General features: G+C 64.9%; 15 protein-coding genes. 8 read left to right on the top strand and 7 right to left on the bottom strand.

Going from position 1 to position 16142, the window contains the following annotated elements:
* Nucleotides 1-147 precede the first annotated feature (147 nt).
* The 5 genes from JMJ54_RS10440 to JMJ54_RS10420 all read left to right on the top strand — a co-directional run bounded on the left by JMJ54_RS10440 (nt 148) and on the right by JMJ54_RS10420 (nt 5129).
* A complete protein-coding gene (locus JMJ54_RS10440; protein WP_203538444.1) occupies nt 148-1536 on the top strand; it encodes an iron-containing redox enzyme family protein in 1389 nt (462 codons plus the stop codon).
* Nucleotides 1533-1874 carry a Rieske 2Fe-2S domain-containing protein gene (locus JMJ54_RS10435; protein WP_203538442.1) on the top strand — a complete coding sequence of 114 codons (342 nt, stop codon included), beginning with the start codon at nt 1533-1535 and terminating at the stop codon, nt 1872-1874. The genes JMJ54_RS10440 and JMJ54_RS10435 overlap by 4 nt, the downstream gene beginning before the upstream one ends.
* Nucleotides 1871-3073, top strand: a complete 1203-nt coding sequence (locus tag JMJ54_RS10430; protein WP_203538440.1) for a hypothetical protein — start codon at nt 1871-1873, stop codon at nt 3071-3073. Before JMJ54_RS10435 ends, JMJ54_RS10430 begins: the two co-directional genes overlap by 4 nt.
* A gap of 79 nt (nt 3074-3152) precedes the next feature.
* Complete coding sequence (locus JMJ54_RS10425; protein WP_203538438.1) at nt 3153-4373, top strand: ATP-grasp domain-containing protein; 1221 nt, start codon at nt 3153-3155, stop codon at nt 4371-4373.
* A gap of 54 nt (nt 4374-4427) precedes the next feature.
* Entirely contained in the window at nt 4428-5129 is a 702-nt protein-coding gene (locus JMJ54_RS10420; protein WP_203538436.1) for a phenylalanine--tRNA ligase beta subunit-related protein, read from the top strand.
* Nucleotides 5130-5168: 39 nt separating this feature from the next.
* Here JMJ54_RS10420 and JMJ54_RS10415 read toward each other — a convergent pair whose 3' ends face one another.
* From JMJ54_RS10415 to bla, 3 genes are all read right to left on the bottom strand, one after another.
* Nucleotides 5169-5606, bottom strand: a complete 438-nt coding sequence (locus JMJ54_RS10415) for an Lrp/AsnC family transcriptional regulator (protein ID WP_203538434.1) — start codon at nt 5604-5606, stop codon at nt 5169-5171.
* A gap of 223 nt (nt 5607-5829) precedes the next feature.
* Nucleotides 5830-7404 carry an EAL domain-containing protein gene (locus JMJ54_RS10410; RefSeq protein WP_203538432.1) on the bottom strand — a complete coding sequence of 525 codons (1575 nt, stop codon included), beginning with the start codon at nt 7402-7404 and terminating at the stop codon, nt 5830-5832.
* A gap of 117 nt (nt 7405-7521) precedes the next feature.
* The gene (gene bla / locus JMJ54_RS10405) at nt 7522-8418 is read right to left on the bottom strand and encodes a class A beta-lactamase (RefSeq protein WP_203538430.1); all 897 of its coding nucleotides are present in this window, start codon (nt 8416-8418) and stop codon (nt 7522-7524) included.
* A 122-nt stretch (nt 8419-8540) separates the two neighbouring features.
* Here bla and gcvA point away from each other — a divergent pair, with 122 nt between their 5' ends.
* Nucleotides 8541-9434, top strand: coding sequence for a LysR family transcriptional regulator (gene gcvA / locus JMJ54_RS10400; RefSeq protein ID WP_203538428.1), 894 nt, complete (start codon nt 8541-8543; stop codon nt 9432-9434).
* Between the two features lie 9 nt (nt 9435-9443).
* Here gcvA and JMJ54_RS10395 read toward each other — a convergent pair whose 3' ends face one another.
* The 3 genes from JMJ54_RS10395 to JMJ54_RS10385 form a co-directional block, all read right to left on the bottom strand.
* Nucleotides 9444-10010, bottom strand: coding sequence for a DUF1697 domain-containing protein (locus JMJ54_RS10395; protein WP_203538426.1), 567 nt, complete (start codon nt 10008-10010; stop codon nt 9444-9446).
* Entirely contained in the window at nt 10007-10993 is a 987-nt protein-coding gene (locus tag JMJ54_RS10390) for a hypothetical protein (protein ID WP_203538424.1), read from the bottom strand. The genes JMJ54_RS10395 and JMJ54_RS10390 overlap by 4 nt, the downstream gene beginning before the upstream one ends.
* A 171-nt stretch (nt 10994-11164) precedes the next feature.
* Nucleotides 11165-12406 carry a GDSL-type esterase/lipase family protein gene (locus tag JMJ54_RS10385; protein ID WP_203538422.1) on the bottom strand — a complete coding sequence of 414 codons (1242 nt, stop codon included), beginning with the start codon at nt 12404-12406 and terminating at the stop codon, nt 11165-11167.
* A 367-nt stretch (nt 12407-12773) separates the two neighbouring features.
* On the opposite strand from JMJ54_RS10385, the gene JMJ54_RS10380 reads away from it, so the two are divergent.
* A complete protein-coding gene (locus JMJ54_RS10380; protein ID WP_203538421.1) occupies nt 12774-13946 on the top strand; it encodes a serine hydrolase domain-containing protein in 1173 nt (390 codons plus the stop codon).
* Here the strand turns inward: JMJ54_RS10380 and JMJ54_RS10375 are convergent.
* Complete coding sequence (locus JMJ54_RS10375; protein ID WP_203538419.1) at nt 13934-14866, bottom strand: LysR family transcriptional regulator; 933 nt, start codon at nt 14864-14866, stop codon at nt 13934-13936. The genes JMJ54_RS10380 and JMJ54_RS10375 overlap by 13 nt on opposite strands.
* Before the next feature lie 108 nt (nt 14867-14974).
* Between JMJ54_RS10375 and JMJ54_RS10370 the strand changes: the two genes are divergently transcribed.
* Nucleotides 14975-15973 carry a zinc-dependent alcohol dehydrogenase family protein gene (locus JMJ54_RS10370; protein WP_203538416.1) on the top strand — a complete coding sequence of 333 codons (999 nt, stop codon included), beginning with the start codon at nt 14975-14977 and terminating at the stop codon, nt 15971-15973.
* Nucleotides 15974-16142: the final 169 nt, after the last annotated feature.

Here is a 16142-nt window from a genome sequence, read left to right as displayed (position 1 = left end):
GACGCGCACCGCGCGCTGGATTAGGCAATTTCACTAGGCCGTTGACGAGATTCACTAGCAAATCCGTCGCTTCGTTTATTTCACACATAGAACGACAAAAGTAAGATTTCCACATTATTTTCCACAAGAAAATGAAAGGAAATCATCATGTCGTCCATCAGCACATTGCTCGATCATCGCACCAGTCCGGATCCGGTGCAGCATGAGCAGGCATTCTCCCAATTTGCCAGCCACCCGCTATTCGACCAGCCGCAAAGTTTTTATTGCGACAGCCCATATGTGCGGCCGGTTCGTCCCCAGGATTTGCACCAACTCGACTTCGATCGCGTATTGACACAGTCAGAGCTGAATCAGCCATCGCATCTGATGGGCCAAAGGCTGTTGCTGAATATCTACGAGCAGGACCTCGTTTTCCTGCCGCAACAGGGCAAACTGGTGCTGCCGGAATTCAATGCATTCTATGACGAAGAGCTGCGCCGCGCCGGAGCGATGATCCGGCCCGAGCTGGAACGCCACGTTTTCGGCTGGCTGGACGACGCGGTCAGCATCAGCGGCAACTGGGATGTGGATACCTTCAAGGCTTATGCCGACGAGGTTCTCGATAAAATCGCCCACACGCCATCGAGTCTGGTCGACAACATCCGCAATTCACGCGATCCGGCCAATGCCGCGCGCTTTTTCCTGATTCAGTGTGCCGGCGATTTTCTCAGCGAAGCCTCGGCCATGGCGCGCAATGTTCTGGGCAATTTCGGCCCGGCACAGAGCGAACTGTTCAAGATCCTGATCGACGAATACGGCTATGGCGTACCGCAAAAGAAACACAGCGTGATTTTCGAATCGCTGCTGACGCAATGCGGACTCAATCCGGCTGTGCACCATTATTGGCAGTTTTATACCGCCACCTCGCTGGCACTGACCAATTACTTCCACTACGTTTCGGCCAATCACCGGCATTTGTTCCGCTATCTCGGCGCATTGTTCTACACCGAGGCCAGCCTCGCACTGGTGACACGCGGTCAGGCCGAAGCGATGCGGATCGCCTTCGGCGACAGCGTCGACACGCTGTACTTCGACGAGCACGCCCATATCGACGTACATCACGGCAAGATGGCCTTCGAGCAGCTGATCCGTCCCGTCGTCGCGCAATACGGCAAACAGGTATTGCCGGACATCATTCGCGGTTTCGAGGAATTCCGCCTGCTGCAGGATGTCGCGGATGCCGAGCTGTTCGCCCATATCGCCTGGCACGATGAACTGGCCGGCTGGCAGCCCCAGCCCTTGCCTGCCCAGCCTGCCAATGCACCCAGCCATACCTTCCACGAATGCCGCGACGATCTGTCGGTCACCCACGTCCACGGCGCTACCGAGCTTTTCGTCGTCGACAAGGGCACCTTGAAACTGGTGTGCAGCCCGTTCACGCAGCTGGACTTGGGCGCCGGCCAGCACGTGGTGATTCCGCGCGGCATGCTGCACGGTTCGGTGATCACCGCCGAGCATTGCTCGTATACCGTGACCAGCCTGGAGCAGGCAGCATGAAGATCACCACCTTGCCGCTGGACAGCTTCAACTCGCTCGAAGTCGGTGCACGCCGCTACTTCGTGCTGCAGAACGGCGCCAAGCCGGTGATCGCGCCAAGCGAATGCCCGCATCGCGGTGGGCCGCTCAATCTGGGCCGGCGCGCGGCATGCTCCGCCAAACTGGTCTGCCCTTGGCACGACAACGCCTACCCGATCCATTCGATCGAACGCAATGCGCTGCCAGCCATTCGCCGCGGCGACCACATCTCCTTCGTTACCGCCAACGAGGACATCCGTGTCTGGACCGAGATGCTGCCGGTCAACCAGCACAAGTCCGACTGCGAGGACGAGCAATGAGTACCGACAAACGCCAGATGCTGTCGTTCTATGCGGTCGTGAGCCTGTTTACCGGCGTCGACATGGGTCTGATGATCGGGCTGTTCTGGTCGTCGCTGCAGATCACCGGCTCCCCGCTGGCGCTGGGTCTGGTGTTGTGCGTGTCGGTACTGCTGCCGTTCAGCCTGCAACGGCTGGCACGCCGGAGCGGCAAGGCATGGGTGCCGGGTTTTCGGCAGACGCTGCTGGCACGCGCGCTGGGCTTTCTGCTGGTCCTTGGCGGCGCGGTGGCCGGCCTGTTCCACGCGCTGTACGGCTTCGTGCTGATTGCCTTGCTGGTCGGCCTGCTCGGTTTCTTCACCACCAGCACACTGGAGGCCGTGAATACCCGCTTCACGCTGGCCAAGCTGACCAGCAGCGCATCGTCGGCCCGCTGGATGCAGACGGCAATCCAGCTCGGCGCCTTCGGTGGCGCTGCGCTGGGCGGGATCGCACTTGAAAAGCTCGGCATCGACCGCTTCGTGCCGCTGTTTTGCGCGACTGCCAGCCTGGCTGCACTGCTCGTTCTGCTGTCGCCGCTCGGGCGCTTGCAGGGCGGGCGCACGGCCGTTGCCGCACACGCCGAGCCCGAAGGCAACGCAGTCCAGTATCAGCATGGTCAGCTGCTGCGCGCGCTCTGCCTCGGACTGGGCATGATCGGCTTTCACATCGGAGCCTTCAATACGCTGACACCGGTGATTTACCAGACGCTCAGGCACTGGAGCGCGGCGGATTTCGGGCTGGCCAGCGGCATTGCCGGCGTCGGGGCCTTCCTCGCGGCCGTTCTGCCGACGGCAAAGCTGCCCGAGTACGTACCGCCGCTGCTGATTCTGCTGATGGACGCCGTGCTGGTGTACTCCGGCACCGCCGCCGTTTCGATCGGTGCGTGCTTCCTGATCGGCTACTCGATCAATCATCTGCGCATCCAGCTGCGCAAGAAGCTGATCGATCTGGCCCGCACCCCGGCCGATGCCGACCGCATTGCTTCGGTCAGCGCGTTCTACTATCTGCTGCTGCAAAGCGCCGCGCCGCTGATCCTGGCCGGGCTGATCACCGAGCACCTGTTCGGTCACCAGGCTGCGCCGACGGTGTTCGTACTCGTCGCCGTCGCCCTGCTGCTCAGTGTGCTGCTGCCGCGCCTCGTCAGCCTTCCTGTCCGCGCGGTGGCCGAGCCGGGCTGACCATCATCGGGCCGTTTTTCCTGCCGCCGCGCGCCATCGCCGCGGCGGCGTGTTCCATCCCCATTGCGAGAGAACTGCCATGCCATCGCCCTACATCATCATTGTCGATCCGTTTTCCAGCGGCGCGCTGTATGCGCCAAAGTTCGCCAGTCTGGGCTACGCCTGCGTCGCGGTGCGCTCGTCCCCGAACATCTCGGCCCGCTTCGCCCGTGGCTTCCAGCCCGGCGGCTTTCTTGAGGGCAGGTTGTTCGACATCGACGAAGCACTGGAACGCTTTGGCGCGGCACAAGCCATCGCGGTCGTCGCCGGCTGCGAAATGGCGGTCGCCGCTGCCGACGCGCTGGCGCAAAGGCTGGGGCTGCCGGGCAATCCGGCCGACAGCACCGCCCTGCGCCGCAACAAGTACCCGATGCAGCAGGCACTGGCCGATGCCGGCCTGCGGCATATCCCCTCGCTGTTCATCCGCAACCCCGACCAGATCGACGCGGCGACGGCCGAGCTGGAGGACATCGCCTACGTGGTCAAACCGGTCAATTCGGCGAGCACCGACGGCGTCCGCTTCGCCCATGGCCGCGACGGCGCGCGTCGGGCCTTGCGCGACTCTGCGTGGCAGCAGATCAATGATCTGGGTGAAATCAACCAGGGTTTCGTCGTCCAGCCCTTTGTCGAAGGCCCGGAATATGTTGTCGATCTGGTCGCCCATGCCGGTGGTTACACCGTGGCATCGGTCTGCGTCTACGAGAAGATCGAGTCCAACGGCTCGCGTTTTGTCTACGCCGGCCTCGAAGTGCTGGACCCGCGCGATCCAGAGTACGCCCCGCTGCTGGACTATGCCCGCCAGGCCGCCGCTGCGCTGAAGCTGCAACTTGGGCCGCTGCACATGGAACTGATCTGGAGCGACGAGGGTCCGGTGATGATCGAAGCCGGCGCGCGCATGCATGGCGGCGTGGCGCCCGCATTGTTCAACGATTGCTACAGCCCCAACCTGCTCGACCTCGCCGTCGACGCCAGCCTTGGCCGGGCGATCGAAACCGCAGAGGTACAACGCCAGCAACACGGCCGCATCGTCTTCCTGATCACGCGGCAAAAGGGCATTCACCCCGGCCCGGTTGCCGCGGATCAGGCCGCGCTACGACAGCTGCGCTCGTATCGCGGCCATCGCGCCTTCGTTTCACAGGGCGAGCCCGTCGTACCGACGGTCGACCTGGCGACTTGCCCCGGCATCGTCTGGCTGGCGAGCCCCGATCCGGCGCAACTGGCCAGGGACGACACCCACTGCCGCACGCTTGCGGCCGTCTGAGCCGTGCCGTGCATCCCCCAGCCCGCTTCTGAATACCGCTTTGCAGGAATTCCAATGCTCGAGCAAGTCCTGATTTCCGCCGCCGCCGCCGATGCCGGCGTGGCCAACGCGTGCGTGGCCCGCATCTCCGGCGTCACGGTTTTCCATACCAAACACTACGAACGCCATCTGATGGGCGCCTTGCAGCACATCGTCGATGACGGCGAGCGCTTCATGCTCCAGCCGGAGGTGACCGGCTACCAGCAGCAGTTGAGCCAGTTGGGCTTTGCCGATACCCGGCCCGCCAACGAACGTCTGATCCACCATTTCATCAGCAACGGTCCGAAACTGATCAACAACGTGGTCGACGCCTACAACACCGCCTCGCTGTTGTTCGGCGCCAGCATCGGCGGACACACCGCCACGGGACTGAGCGGCACGCTGGCAATCGACATTGCCGACGGCAATGAAACCATTACGCCGCTGTTTTCACGCAAGGCCAAGACGATTGCCGCGGGCTCGCTGCTGTATTCGGTCGACGGTCAGGCGCTGGCCAGCATCGGCGCGCTCGACGCCGACGCCGACCAGTTCAAGATCGGCGAGCAGACGCGGGACATCATTCTGGTCGTGCTGGGACACCAGCACACCAGCTACCACCACAACTACAACGTGGCGCGCCGCGCCGCCGACCTGCTGGCCGAAACCAGTCCGGACAGCGTGTTCTCGGTCCTGCCTGCCCGGGTCTACCAGCGACGCCCGGAAGAAAGCATTGCCTGATACCGGTCGATGCTGCTTGATCCCGCGTGCTGACGGTACTCAGGTCCAGGTCTTGAGTACCGGGCAGATCGTGACTTCGCGCACCTCGCGCACGCCGGATACGCGCTCCTTCAACGCCATCAGCTCGTCGAACTGGGTGTAGCGTATCTTGACGATCAGGTCGAGCGGTCCGAACAGCGAATGGCACTCGATCACGTTGCGGTAATCCTTGATTTCGTTCCAGACGAGGTGGCAATCGCTGCCGCCGGAATGCTTGATGATCAGGAAGGCCTCGTTGGGGGGAACCGCAAGCATGCCCGGCTCGCCGAGGATGGCCTGATACCCCTGGATCACGCCGTCGTTCTCCATGCGCGCGATGCGCGCCTCGACCGCCGTGCGCGATTTGTGAACGCGCCGGCCGATCTCGGAAATCGGGGCACGGGCATCCGCCGACAGGATTTCCAGTATTTTCAGGTCGACGTCGTCAATCTTCTTCATATCGCGTTGCAAGGTGCGGACTCGGCAAAAGGGCGGGCGCGGCGAATGGCGCGATACGCCGACAACGCCCTGACGCAAACCGCGACTCACCAGCCCTGCTGTGTATCACAACGACGCGCACCTTCAAAAGCACTGCCGCGTGCGCAAGGCGGCGCACGGCATCACTGCTTCCGGCGACCCGGTCAAGGATAACGCCGCCCCCAATGCCGCGGCTTGTTGCAGATCATGCCCTGTCGGCGATCGGCCGAAGCGGATACTGCCGACAATACCGGATGAACTCCCCGGCCGGCAGGCTTCTGGCGAACAGCCACCCTTGGCCGTACTGGACGCCGTGTTCCCGCAGGTACTCGGCCTGCACGGTGGTTTCGACCCCCTCGGCAACCATCGCCAGACCCAGGCCGTGCGCCATTTCAATGATATGCGGCGCCACCTTGCTCGTCGCAGCGGACGTCGCCAGCGTATCGACGAACGACTTGTCGATCTTCAGGACATCGACCGGCAGCTCCTGCAGGCAGGACAAACTGGAGTAGCCGGTGCCGAAATCATCGATGTAGATCGGATGCCCGGCACGGCGGAAATCCTCCATCACCAACCGCGTCTGGCGGGTGTCGAGAAAGCCGCGTTCGGTGGCTTCCAGGCAGATCTGTTCCGGCCGTACTGCATAACGTTGCAGCAAGGGCATGAGCAGGTCGAGCACGCGGCGCTGCGTCAGATCGGGCGCGGCCAGATTGATCGAGACGTGCAAACCGGGATTGATCGCGAGAAACGCGCCCAGTTCGATGAACAGCCGCTCGATCAGGTAATCGGTCAGCGGCTGGATCATGCCGTCTTCCTCGGCCTGCGCGATGAACAGATCGGGCCGCACCAGGCTGCCGTCGGACTGGCGCCAGCGCAGCAGCGCTTCGGCGCCCACGCATTCGCCGCCCGACAGCGCGACGATCGGCTGGTATTCGACAAAAAGCTGCCGTTTGCGCAGTGCCGCCTGCAACCGGCGCTTGGGCGAATCGAGCTCGCGCAGCAGCCGTACCAGCCACCAGACCATCAGGCCGCTGCATGCGATGCCGATCGGCAGCCAGATCAGCAACTCGCGCATCAGTGACTGGCGCTCGTTCGACAGTGGCGCGTAGGCGACCACGGCCAGCGGCCATTCGGGCAGTTGCCTGACAACGAAGACATTACCGTCACGCCAGAATGTGCCGTGATCGTTGTCCAGCGCCCCCATCAGTTTCTGCGGTTCACTGGTTTCGTCGCCTGCAACGACCTTGCGGTTGACCGGATCGACGATGCCGAAATGCACCCCGTCGTAGCGCCGCACCACGTCGACATAGGAGTCGGCGGCCACTTCGACCATGTAGCGACCGCGACGCGCATTGATCATCGGTCTACGGCTGCCCTTGTCCAGATGCTGCCAGACCAAGACATCGCGTCCCTGCCAGTCCGGCTTGCGCAAGGGCGGAAGCTCAAGCCGGGCGTCCAGCACCGAGCAACGCGGTACGTCGCCGTCGAGGTAAACGGCGTTGCGGATGTAACCGAGCGCATAGGTCTGCTCGCGCATGGCCCGCAAGTGCAGTGGCGAGCACGGAACGGCGTCTATGACGCTCAGGGATTCGAGTGCATCCATCGCCTGCTGGGTCACCAGTTCGGTCCGCCACTGCGTCCGCATCGCCAGCAACTGCACCCGCTCGCTCAGCTCGTGCATCGCATGCTCGCGCGCCAGGTAAAAACTGAATCCGACCGGCAGCAGGCCGATGATCACCACCAGCGTCAACGCAAACGCGGTCAACCCCGCCTTGGGCATGCCACTCCCCTTCCTGGCGCTACTCGAAGGGCTCGAAGTCTAGCGCCGGCCGGAGCAAAAAGAAGCGTAACTAGTCGACATCGATTGCAAAAAGCAACCTTAATTCGTCACCCCGGCTCAGGCCAGCGCCTTGACGACGAGCCGGGCGGCATCGGCAATCGCCGCGTCGACCCACTTGGCATCCTGCGCCGGGCGGGTGAAATAAACGGCGAGCACGATCGGCGCGCGCTGCGGCGGCCAGAGCACGGCGATATCGTTGGTCGTACCGTAGTCGCCGGAGCCGGTCTTGTCGCCGACCTGCCAGCCGGCCGGCACGCCGGCACGGATCCGTTTTGCACCGGTGGTGTTGCCACGCAGCCAGTCCTGCAACTGCGCGCGCTGCGCTGGCGGCAGCGCGTCGCCAAGCGTGAGCGCCTGCAGGCTGCGCGCCATCGCGGCCGGAGTCGTCGTATCGCGCGGATCGCCCGGCAGCGCGGTGTTGAGTTCGGTTTCCCAGCGGTCGAGCCGGAACACGTCGTCGCCGATGCTGCGTGCGAATGTGGTGACGTCGGCCGGCGCCCCGAGCTGCCTGATCAACAGGTTGGCGGCGGTGTTGTCGCTGTATTGGATCGCTGCGGCGCACAGCTCGGCCACGGTCATGCCGTCGGCGACACGCGGACCGCTGACGGGCGAATAGCTGACCAGATCAGCCTGCGTATAGCGGATCCTCCGTTGCAGCAGGCCGGCATCGCCGACACTGCGCGCGAGAATCGCACCGGCCAGCATTGCCTTGAAGGTGCTGCAGAAGGCAAAGCGCTCGTCCATCCGGTAACCGAGCCGCCTGCCGCTGCCGGTATCGAGCGCGCACACGCCGAGCCGGCCACCATGACGTCGTTCGAGCGCCAAGAAATCGGCATCGGTCCTGCTTCCGGCACCGGTGTGCGCCATCTCCGCAGCACGGGACTTCAGGGCCAAGGCAAAAGGCAAACTAGCGGCAGCCAGCAACAGCTGACGGCGCCCGGGAGAATCAAGCATCGGTTCGACCTCGTTGAATGATGGACAGGATCGGCAATGAACGCACTATCGGCGCTTTGCCGGCGGCGGACAAACGAGAATAATTGCTCGTAGACCCAAGAAAAACTGATGACGGAGCCGTAATGCGCCCTCACCTGCCGCTGAATGCGCTGCGCGCCTTCGAATCGTCTGCCCGCCAGCTGAACTTCACCCGCGCGGCGCAGGAACTGAACGTCACGCAGGCGGCGGTCAGCCAGCAGGTTCGTGCGCTGGAGGACCGGCTGGGCTGCGCCCTGTTCAAGCGGCTGCCGCGCGGACTCGGACTGACCGACGAGGGCCGTGCCCTGCTGCCGGTGCTCAGCGACGCGTTCGGCCGGATCGAGCAGGTGCTCAAGCAGTTCGATGGCGGCCACTTCCACGAAGTGCTCACCGTCGGCGTCGTCGGCACCTTTGCGGTCGGCTGGCTGATGCCGAGGCTCAAGCACTTTGGCGAGGCCCATCCGTTTATCGAGCTGCGGCTGCTGACCCACAACAATCTGGTCGACCTAGCTGGCGAGGGACTGGATTTCGCGATCCGCTTCGGCGACGGTGTCTGGCCCGGCACGCACGCGACCCGGCTGTTCGATGCACCATTGACCCCGCTGTGCGCGCCGGCCCTCGCCCGCCGGCTGGCCACGACGGCCGATCTGGGCCGCGAGACGCTGCTGCGCTCGTATCGCGCCGATGAATGGCCCGACTGGTTCGCCGCTGCGGGGCTGGCCCCCTGGCCGGCCACCGGGCCTGTCTTTGACTCCTCCCGACTCATGGTCGAAGCCGCCATGCAGGGCGCCGGCATCGCGCTGGCACCATCGAGAATGTTCTCGCGCGAACTGCAATCCGGCCAGCTCGTCCGCCCCTTCGATGCCGAAGTCCATACCGGCACCTACTGGCTGGCGACGCTGAAATCGCGCACGCCATCACCGGCGATGCAGCTGTTCAGTGACTGGATCGTCAATCAGGCCAGCGCCGAAGCCGGTGACGCTCCCGGCACGTCGTAAGCGCGGAATCTAGCCGTGTCGGGCGACGAGACGGACGACGGTATTCCACGCCCTTGTCGTTGCCGGCAGACCGAGCCGTTTTTCCAGCAAGGCGTTCGGACTGCCCGGGCTGGCGCCGAGTTGGTAGACCACGCTCAGCGCTTCGGTCCCGGTCAGCCGCAGTACATCCACGTCGCCCTTTGTGCTCCGCAACGTGGTGCCGTCTGCCACCGTGGCATCCGGATGCAGGAAGGTCGCATAGCAGCCGTAGACCGCGTCCTGATCGAAACCTGCAAACGGGTCCCGTGCAACGAGTGCCGCCAGGGCACCCATCCCGCGCAGGAAGGCCGGCTCCTTCAGGCCGCAGCGCTCGGCCAGCAGACCGCACGCACGGGACAGCACCTCGTCCGCGGACTCGTCCGGCGCAACCGAGAACGCCAGCGTGCCGTTGACGAGGAAGGAGGCCGCCGCCGTCGCACCGGCATCGAGAAACGCCGTTTCGAACTGTGCCCGGTTCGGGCAGTTCGGCCGGCCGAGGTTGAGGTTGCGGAAGAACACCGCGTACTGCATCGGGCCGTTTCGCAAGTCGGCGCTCAATGCGCCCGCCGCTCGCCAGCACCCGGCGCCGCCAGCAGGGCCAGCAGATTGTGGTTCAGGCCGTCGTGCGTCCAGCGGTAGTACTGGTGATGCAGCTTGCTGTGTTCGAGCGCGTCGCCCAGATTGCCCTGCGCCTCATTCACTTTCGCCAGCTGGCCGTGGATGTCCATCAGCGTATGGGCGATGCCCATGCTTTCACCGATTTCCCGCGCGGCATTCAGGGCAACCAGCGCACCACGGCCGTCGTGCAGCCTGGCCCGCAGCTTGCCCTGCTCGAGCAGCGCAAACGCGCGCACCCAGTGATTGTTGGCACCGTCGGCCAGCGCCAGCGCGGTGTCGAGGCTGCGGCCGGCGTCGCGCAGCCGGTTGCCCGCCTGTGCGACGATGCTGGCGTAGACCTGCCATTCGGCTTCGAACGGCCGGCCCGGCGTCGCCGTGATCTGCTGGGCGGCATCGGCCAGCGTGATCGCCATTTCGTCATAGCGCCCCAGCGCATTGAGGCTGGCGACGACATTGAGCGCAATCATGCCCTGCACCCGGCTGTCACCCGCCGTGCCGGCGGCGCGCAGTGCGGCAGCCTTGAAATGCAGCGCGGATTCGGCGCTGCCCAGCGCCTGGCAGACGCGCCCCAGACCGAGCAGCGCTTCGCTTGTCGCCAGCGCATCGTCGGCCGCCAGCGGCAAGGCCTGCTGCCAGGCCTGCAAGGCGGCGGCATAGTCGGCGTGCGCATAGTGGATGGCGGCGGCGCCAAGGCGCGTGCGACAGCGCAAGGCACCATCGGCCTGCCCGAGCAGCGCGTCGGCTTCGGCATAGGCATTCAGTGCCGACTGCGGCTGCCACAGCGCTTCGAGGCAGCGCCCGCGCTCGATCAGTCTGGCCGCCTTCAGGGACGGCGCATCGGATCGGGCCAGCAGCAGATCGATCTCGGCAAGCTGCCGCCCCGGCTGCAGATACCACGCGGCGGATTCAGCGACGAAGGACATGGCGGCATTCCGGTCTGGTTGAAACGGCCACTATAGGGATGACGCCGGTGCGCGTCACCGGGTCTGAACGTGCATTCATCTGCCCGATCCGGCCGTACGGAAGATACAAAAATGATTAAAAAAGGGCGGGTCGACGACCCGCCCAACGAGAGGACGAAAAACAACTGCAAATCAGCGCCAGACGCCAAGGCCGTCGATGGCCGACACCAGCTTGGTCGAAATCGCCTGGTGGTCGCGCACCGACGGATGCCAGCCGCAACCGAGGCTGTCGAGCCCGTCATAGTAGAAGTAGGAAATCTTCTGGTCACCGGCGGCCTTGGCCTCGGCCACGACTTCCTGTGCGACTTCCTGCAGCTTGTTGTCCGGCCACAGATAGGTGGCACTGACGATCACGTGCGTATCGCCGTACTGGCCGCGCAGCTTGTTGATGAAGCCCCGGTAGGCGGACTTGTACGCCGTGCGCAGCGTCTCCGGCGTGTAGGCCTCGCCGGCGCCGACTGCGGTCGAGAAGTCGTTGATGCCGAGTCCGACCACCACGACCTGCGGCTTCCAGTTGCCCGGGTTGGTCCAGACGTTACCGTCGACACCGGTCAGCGCGCGATCGTAGAAGGTGCGGTAATTGACGCTGGCGATGTTGCCACCGTAGTTGCGCACCATGCCCAGCCCCGAGTAGCCGTTGAGCTGGTAAGCCGCGCCGTAATGGCGGGCGGTCAGCGCCCCGAACGACACGTCGGCGTTCGAGAACGCGGTGTTCTCTTCGGCGGTGCAGTCGCGCTTGCCCGCTTCGGCGCCCAGGCCGGCGGTATACGAGTCGCCGATGAATTCGATCTGTCGCGTCGGTGCCGCCGCCGGGGCAAGCACCTGCCCGCCGGTCGCCGCGACCAGCCCGCCGAAACCGCCCGGCGTGCCGGTCAGTTCGCCGCGCAGCGATACGCGCACACTGTGTTCGCCATCGGCCAGACCGTTGACCCAGTAGGTCGACTTGCCCGGCTTGACGACCTTGGCCTTGGGCTGGCCGTCGATTTCGACGTTGTACTGACCATTCGGATCGTCGAAAGCCAGACCGATGCCGGTGCCACGGAAGCGGCCCTCGAAATACACGCCCGGCCAGCTGTACGACACACGGTTCGGCGCGTCGACCTGAACGCGTCCGCCGACATTGAGCTGTGCCACCACCGGCTGCTGCTCGGCCGCGCAAGCGCCCAGCGATTTCCAGACATCCCACTGCCCCGAACGTGCCGGGTTCTCGCCCTGTGTCCACCAGCGCGCTTCGTAGCGCGTCGACTGGTGGCTGACACGCTGGCCACCGGTATACGCCTTGCTCTTGTCCCATGCGGCTTCGCAGGCCGCTTCGGCCCAGACAGCCGAGCTGGACGCGATCAGCCCAGCCATGACGCACAACATCAGCTTCATTGCTTCTCTCCTCGTTGTTGTTGGCGCCCACCGATAGCGATAGTAAAAATCAAAAATCGAATTTCGATTGCTGATTTCTAATAGCAAATACCAATCGCACGAATCAGGGGCGAAAGTCGGCGAAAAACCACCAACCCTGTTTCCGAGCACGAACATGACTTCCTGCTCATGAAGAAAATCTATAGTTAAAAACTATCAAGGTCAAACGAATGTGCAGGATAGCCACAAGGCGGAAGGATCACCGGCGTTGCCTCGGCGACCGGCGGCAGTGCACCGGCGATGTATCCATCGCGAACCGCCCACGCTATAAATCCTCACTGCACCGCCCCTGCCCGAACGACACCCCGATCACGCACAAGGAGCACCGATGGACCGCCATGCCCTGCCCGCCATCAATACGCTGACGAACCGCCTTGATACCGTCATCGACGGTGCACTGGCCAAGGCCCGCCTCGTCGGTACCGTCGTCGTCGTCGCCCGTGACGGGGAAACGGTCTACCGGCGCGCAGCCGGCCTGGCCGACCGCGAGCAGGGCGTACCGATGCGTGAGGACGCGCTGTTCCGGCTGGCATCGCTGACCAAACCCATTGTTTCGACCGCCGCGCTGGCGCTGGTCGAGCAGGGCCGGCTGTCGCTGCATTCACCCCTCGCCGATGTCCTGCCCGACTTCACCCCGCGCCTGCCCGATGGCCGGCCGGCAACGCTGGCCGTGCACCACCTGCTGACGCACACCGCCGGCTTCAGCTACGGCTTTTTCGAAGCCGCCGATGGCCCCTACCACCGCGCCGGCGTGTCGGACGGGCTGGATGCGCCCGGCCTCAGCATGGCCGAACAGCTGCAACGCATCGCCAGCGTGCCGCTGCTGTTCGAACCCGGCAGCGGCTGGCGGTATTCGGTCGGCACCGATGTGCTCGGCGCGGTCATCGCCCGTGTCACCGGACAAACGCTGCCCGAGGCCATCGCCGCGCTGGTCACCGGACCGCTGGGCATGGACGACACCGCATTCGACGTCCGCGACCGGACACGCCTCGTCCCGCCGTATGCCGACGGCGTTCCCGCCGGCTCGCCGCCGGTCCGCATGGACGGGCACACCATCGTGCCTTTCATCGACCCCGGGCTGGCCGGCCTCGCATTTGCGCCGGACCGGATCTTCGATCCGGCCTCGTTCCCGTCCGGCGGCGGCGGCATGGTCGGCAGCGCGGGCGATTTCCTGCGTTTTCTGGAAAGCATCCGCACCGATCGCAGCGTGATTTCGCCGGCAATGTCGCAAGCCTTGCGCCGCAACCAGACCGGCGGGCTGCTCATCGACACCCGCGGCCCGGGCTGGGGGTTCGGTTATGGCGGTTCGGTGCTGCTCGACCCGGTCGCCGCAGCCACGCCGCAGTCGCCGGGCACCTGGCAATGGGGCGGCGCCTACGGCCACGGCTGGTTTGTCGATCCTGTCGAAAAGCTCACGGTCATCGCGCTGACCAATACCACGGTCGAAGGCTTGACCGGCCGCTTCGGTATCGACGTCCGCGACGCCGTCTACGGTACCTGAACCGGCGACGGGCCGATCAGCAACGGCGGAATCCGCGCCAGCAACGCGTCGATCACCAGCCTCACCTTGTACGGCAGGTAGCGCGACGCAGCCCAGACGACGTGCACCGGAAACGGCGATGACCGCGTTTCGGGCAGCACATGCACCAGCGAGCCGGCTTGCAGGTGTTCGGCGGCGAGCCAGTACGGCAGCCTGGTCAGTCCGATGCCGGCGATCGCCGCCCCGGCCATTGCCTCGATGTCGTCGAAGCACAAGCATGGCCGGATCGCCCCGATCAATTCACCACCCGCCGCATCGACAAAGCGCCACTGCGCGCTGCGAATGTCGCGACCATAAACGATGCCGTCGTGCCCGGCGAGGTCCGCCAGCGTACGCGGCGTACCGCGTGCCGCCAGATAGGACGGCGCGGCGCAGACGATCATGTGCTGTACGCCGAGGTAGCGGCCGACCAGCGCCGCGCTGTCCGGCAGCGCGCCGCTGCGGATCGCCAGATCATAGCCCTCTTCGATCAGGTCGCTGACCCGGTCACTGAACGCCACTTCGAGTTCGAGTTTCGGGTAACGCTGCGCCAGTTCGAGCAGCACCGACGCGACACAACGGCGGCCGAACAGCGCCGGCAGCGTGATCCGCAATCTTCCCGCCGGCTCGCGTCGGCCCTGTTCGAGTTCGTCTTCGGCGGCTTCGAGTTCGCCGAGCGCCGCGAGGCAGCGCTCGTAGAACAGCTGGCCGTCGTCGGTCAGGCTCTGGCTGCGCGTGGTGCGCTGGAACAGCCGCACGCCGATGCGCGCCTCGAGCCGGGCAATGCTCTTGCCGACGGCCGAGCGCGACAGATTCATCCGCTGCGCCGCGGCGCTGAAACTGCCGGCCTCGACCGCGCAGACGAAGGCTGCCACACCGGTCAGTCGATCGAATCCCGCCATCGCCATTGATTCCATATAGTCGCCAATAAGGTGAATATATGCCGCAACTGCAGATCGGTCATCGCCAATATGCTTCAGTCATCGCCACGGTGGCGCTGGAGAAAGCAAATGAAGCAATGGCAAATGAACGGTACGGGCATCGATCAACTGGCGCTGGTCGAGCGCGACATCCTGCAACCCGGCCCGGGCGAGGTGCTGGTCAGGGTTGCCGCGGTCTCGCTCAACTACCGCGACAAGCTGGTGATCGAGACCGGCATGGGTTATCCGCTGTCGTTCCCGCAGGTGCCGGGCTCGGACATGGCCGGCAGCGTCGTCGCCATCGGCGACGGCGTGACCCGGGTGCAGGCCGGCCAGCGCGTGATCAGCACCTTCTGGACCCACTGGATCGACGGCAAGGCGCCGACGGTCCCCGGTGTCGCCCTCGGCGGCCCGGCACCAGGCACGCTGGCGCAGTACGTCGTGCTGCCGCAGGACCAGTTGGTCATCTCACCGCAGACGCTGTCCGATCTGGAAGCCAGCACGCTGACGTGCGCGGCGCTGACCGCGTGGTATGCGCTGGTCGAGGAAGGCGGCTTGCGCGCCGGCCAGACCGTGCTGGTGCAGGGCACCGGCGGCGTTGCGCTGTTCGGCGCGCAGATTGCATTGGCACACGGTGCAGAGGTCGTGGCCACGTCGGGCAGCGCGGCCAAGCTCGACCGGGTCCGCGAACTGGGCGTGCAGCACGGCGTACTGCGCGGTGACGGCTGGACGCAGCGCGTGCTCGACGCGACCGGCGGACGCGGCGTCGACCAGCTGATCGCGCTTGGCGGCAGCGACCTTGGCGAAGCCCTCGAAGTACTGGCGTCAGGCGGACGCGCGTCGGTGATCGGTCTGCTGGGCGGACCGGAGTTCAGCGGCTCGGTCATCCCCTTCCTGAAGCAGCGGCTGACGATCCAGGGCATCGGTGTCGGCCACCGTCGCGCACTCGAAGACCTCGTTCAAGCGATCGACGTGAACGGCATCAAGCCGGTGATCGATACCGTCTACGGCATCGAGGACCTGCCGTCAGCCATCGCCCATGTCGGCCGCGGGGCGTTCGGGAAGGTCGTCGTCCGCCTCGACCGCTAAAACGATCCCATTCGGCGGCTGCGCCTGTGCATTTTTCCGCCGGCCGATGCTTCGCAACCCCGCAAGGGGGCTTCCTTCGGGACGTCCTCATGGAACACTTGTCCATTCCGGTTGCTGTGCTTCGGGCGGCGACAAACTGCTTTGGCTCGTCCGCCGACTGGAACCGTTT

Source organism: Jeongeupia naejangsanensis (genome assembly GCF_016865585.1).
In the GTDB taxonomy this organism is placed as follows: domain Bacteria; phylum Pseudomonadota; class Gammaproteobacteria; order Burkholderiales; family Chitinibacteraceae; genus Jeongeupia; species Jeongeupia naejangsanensis.
Note: the sequence above shows the minus strand (reverse complement) of the source record. Positions and strands in the feature narration are given on the sequence as shown.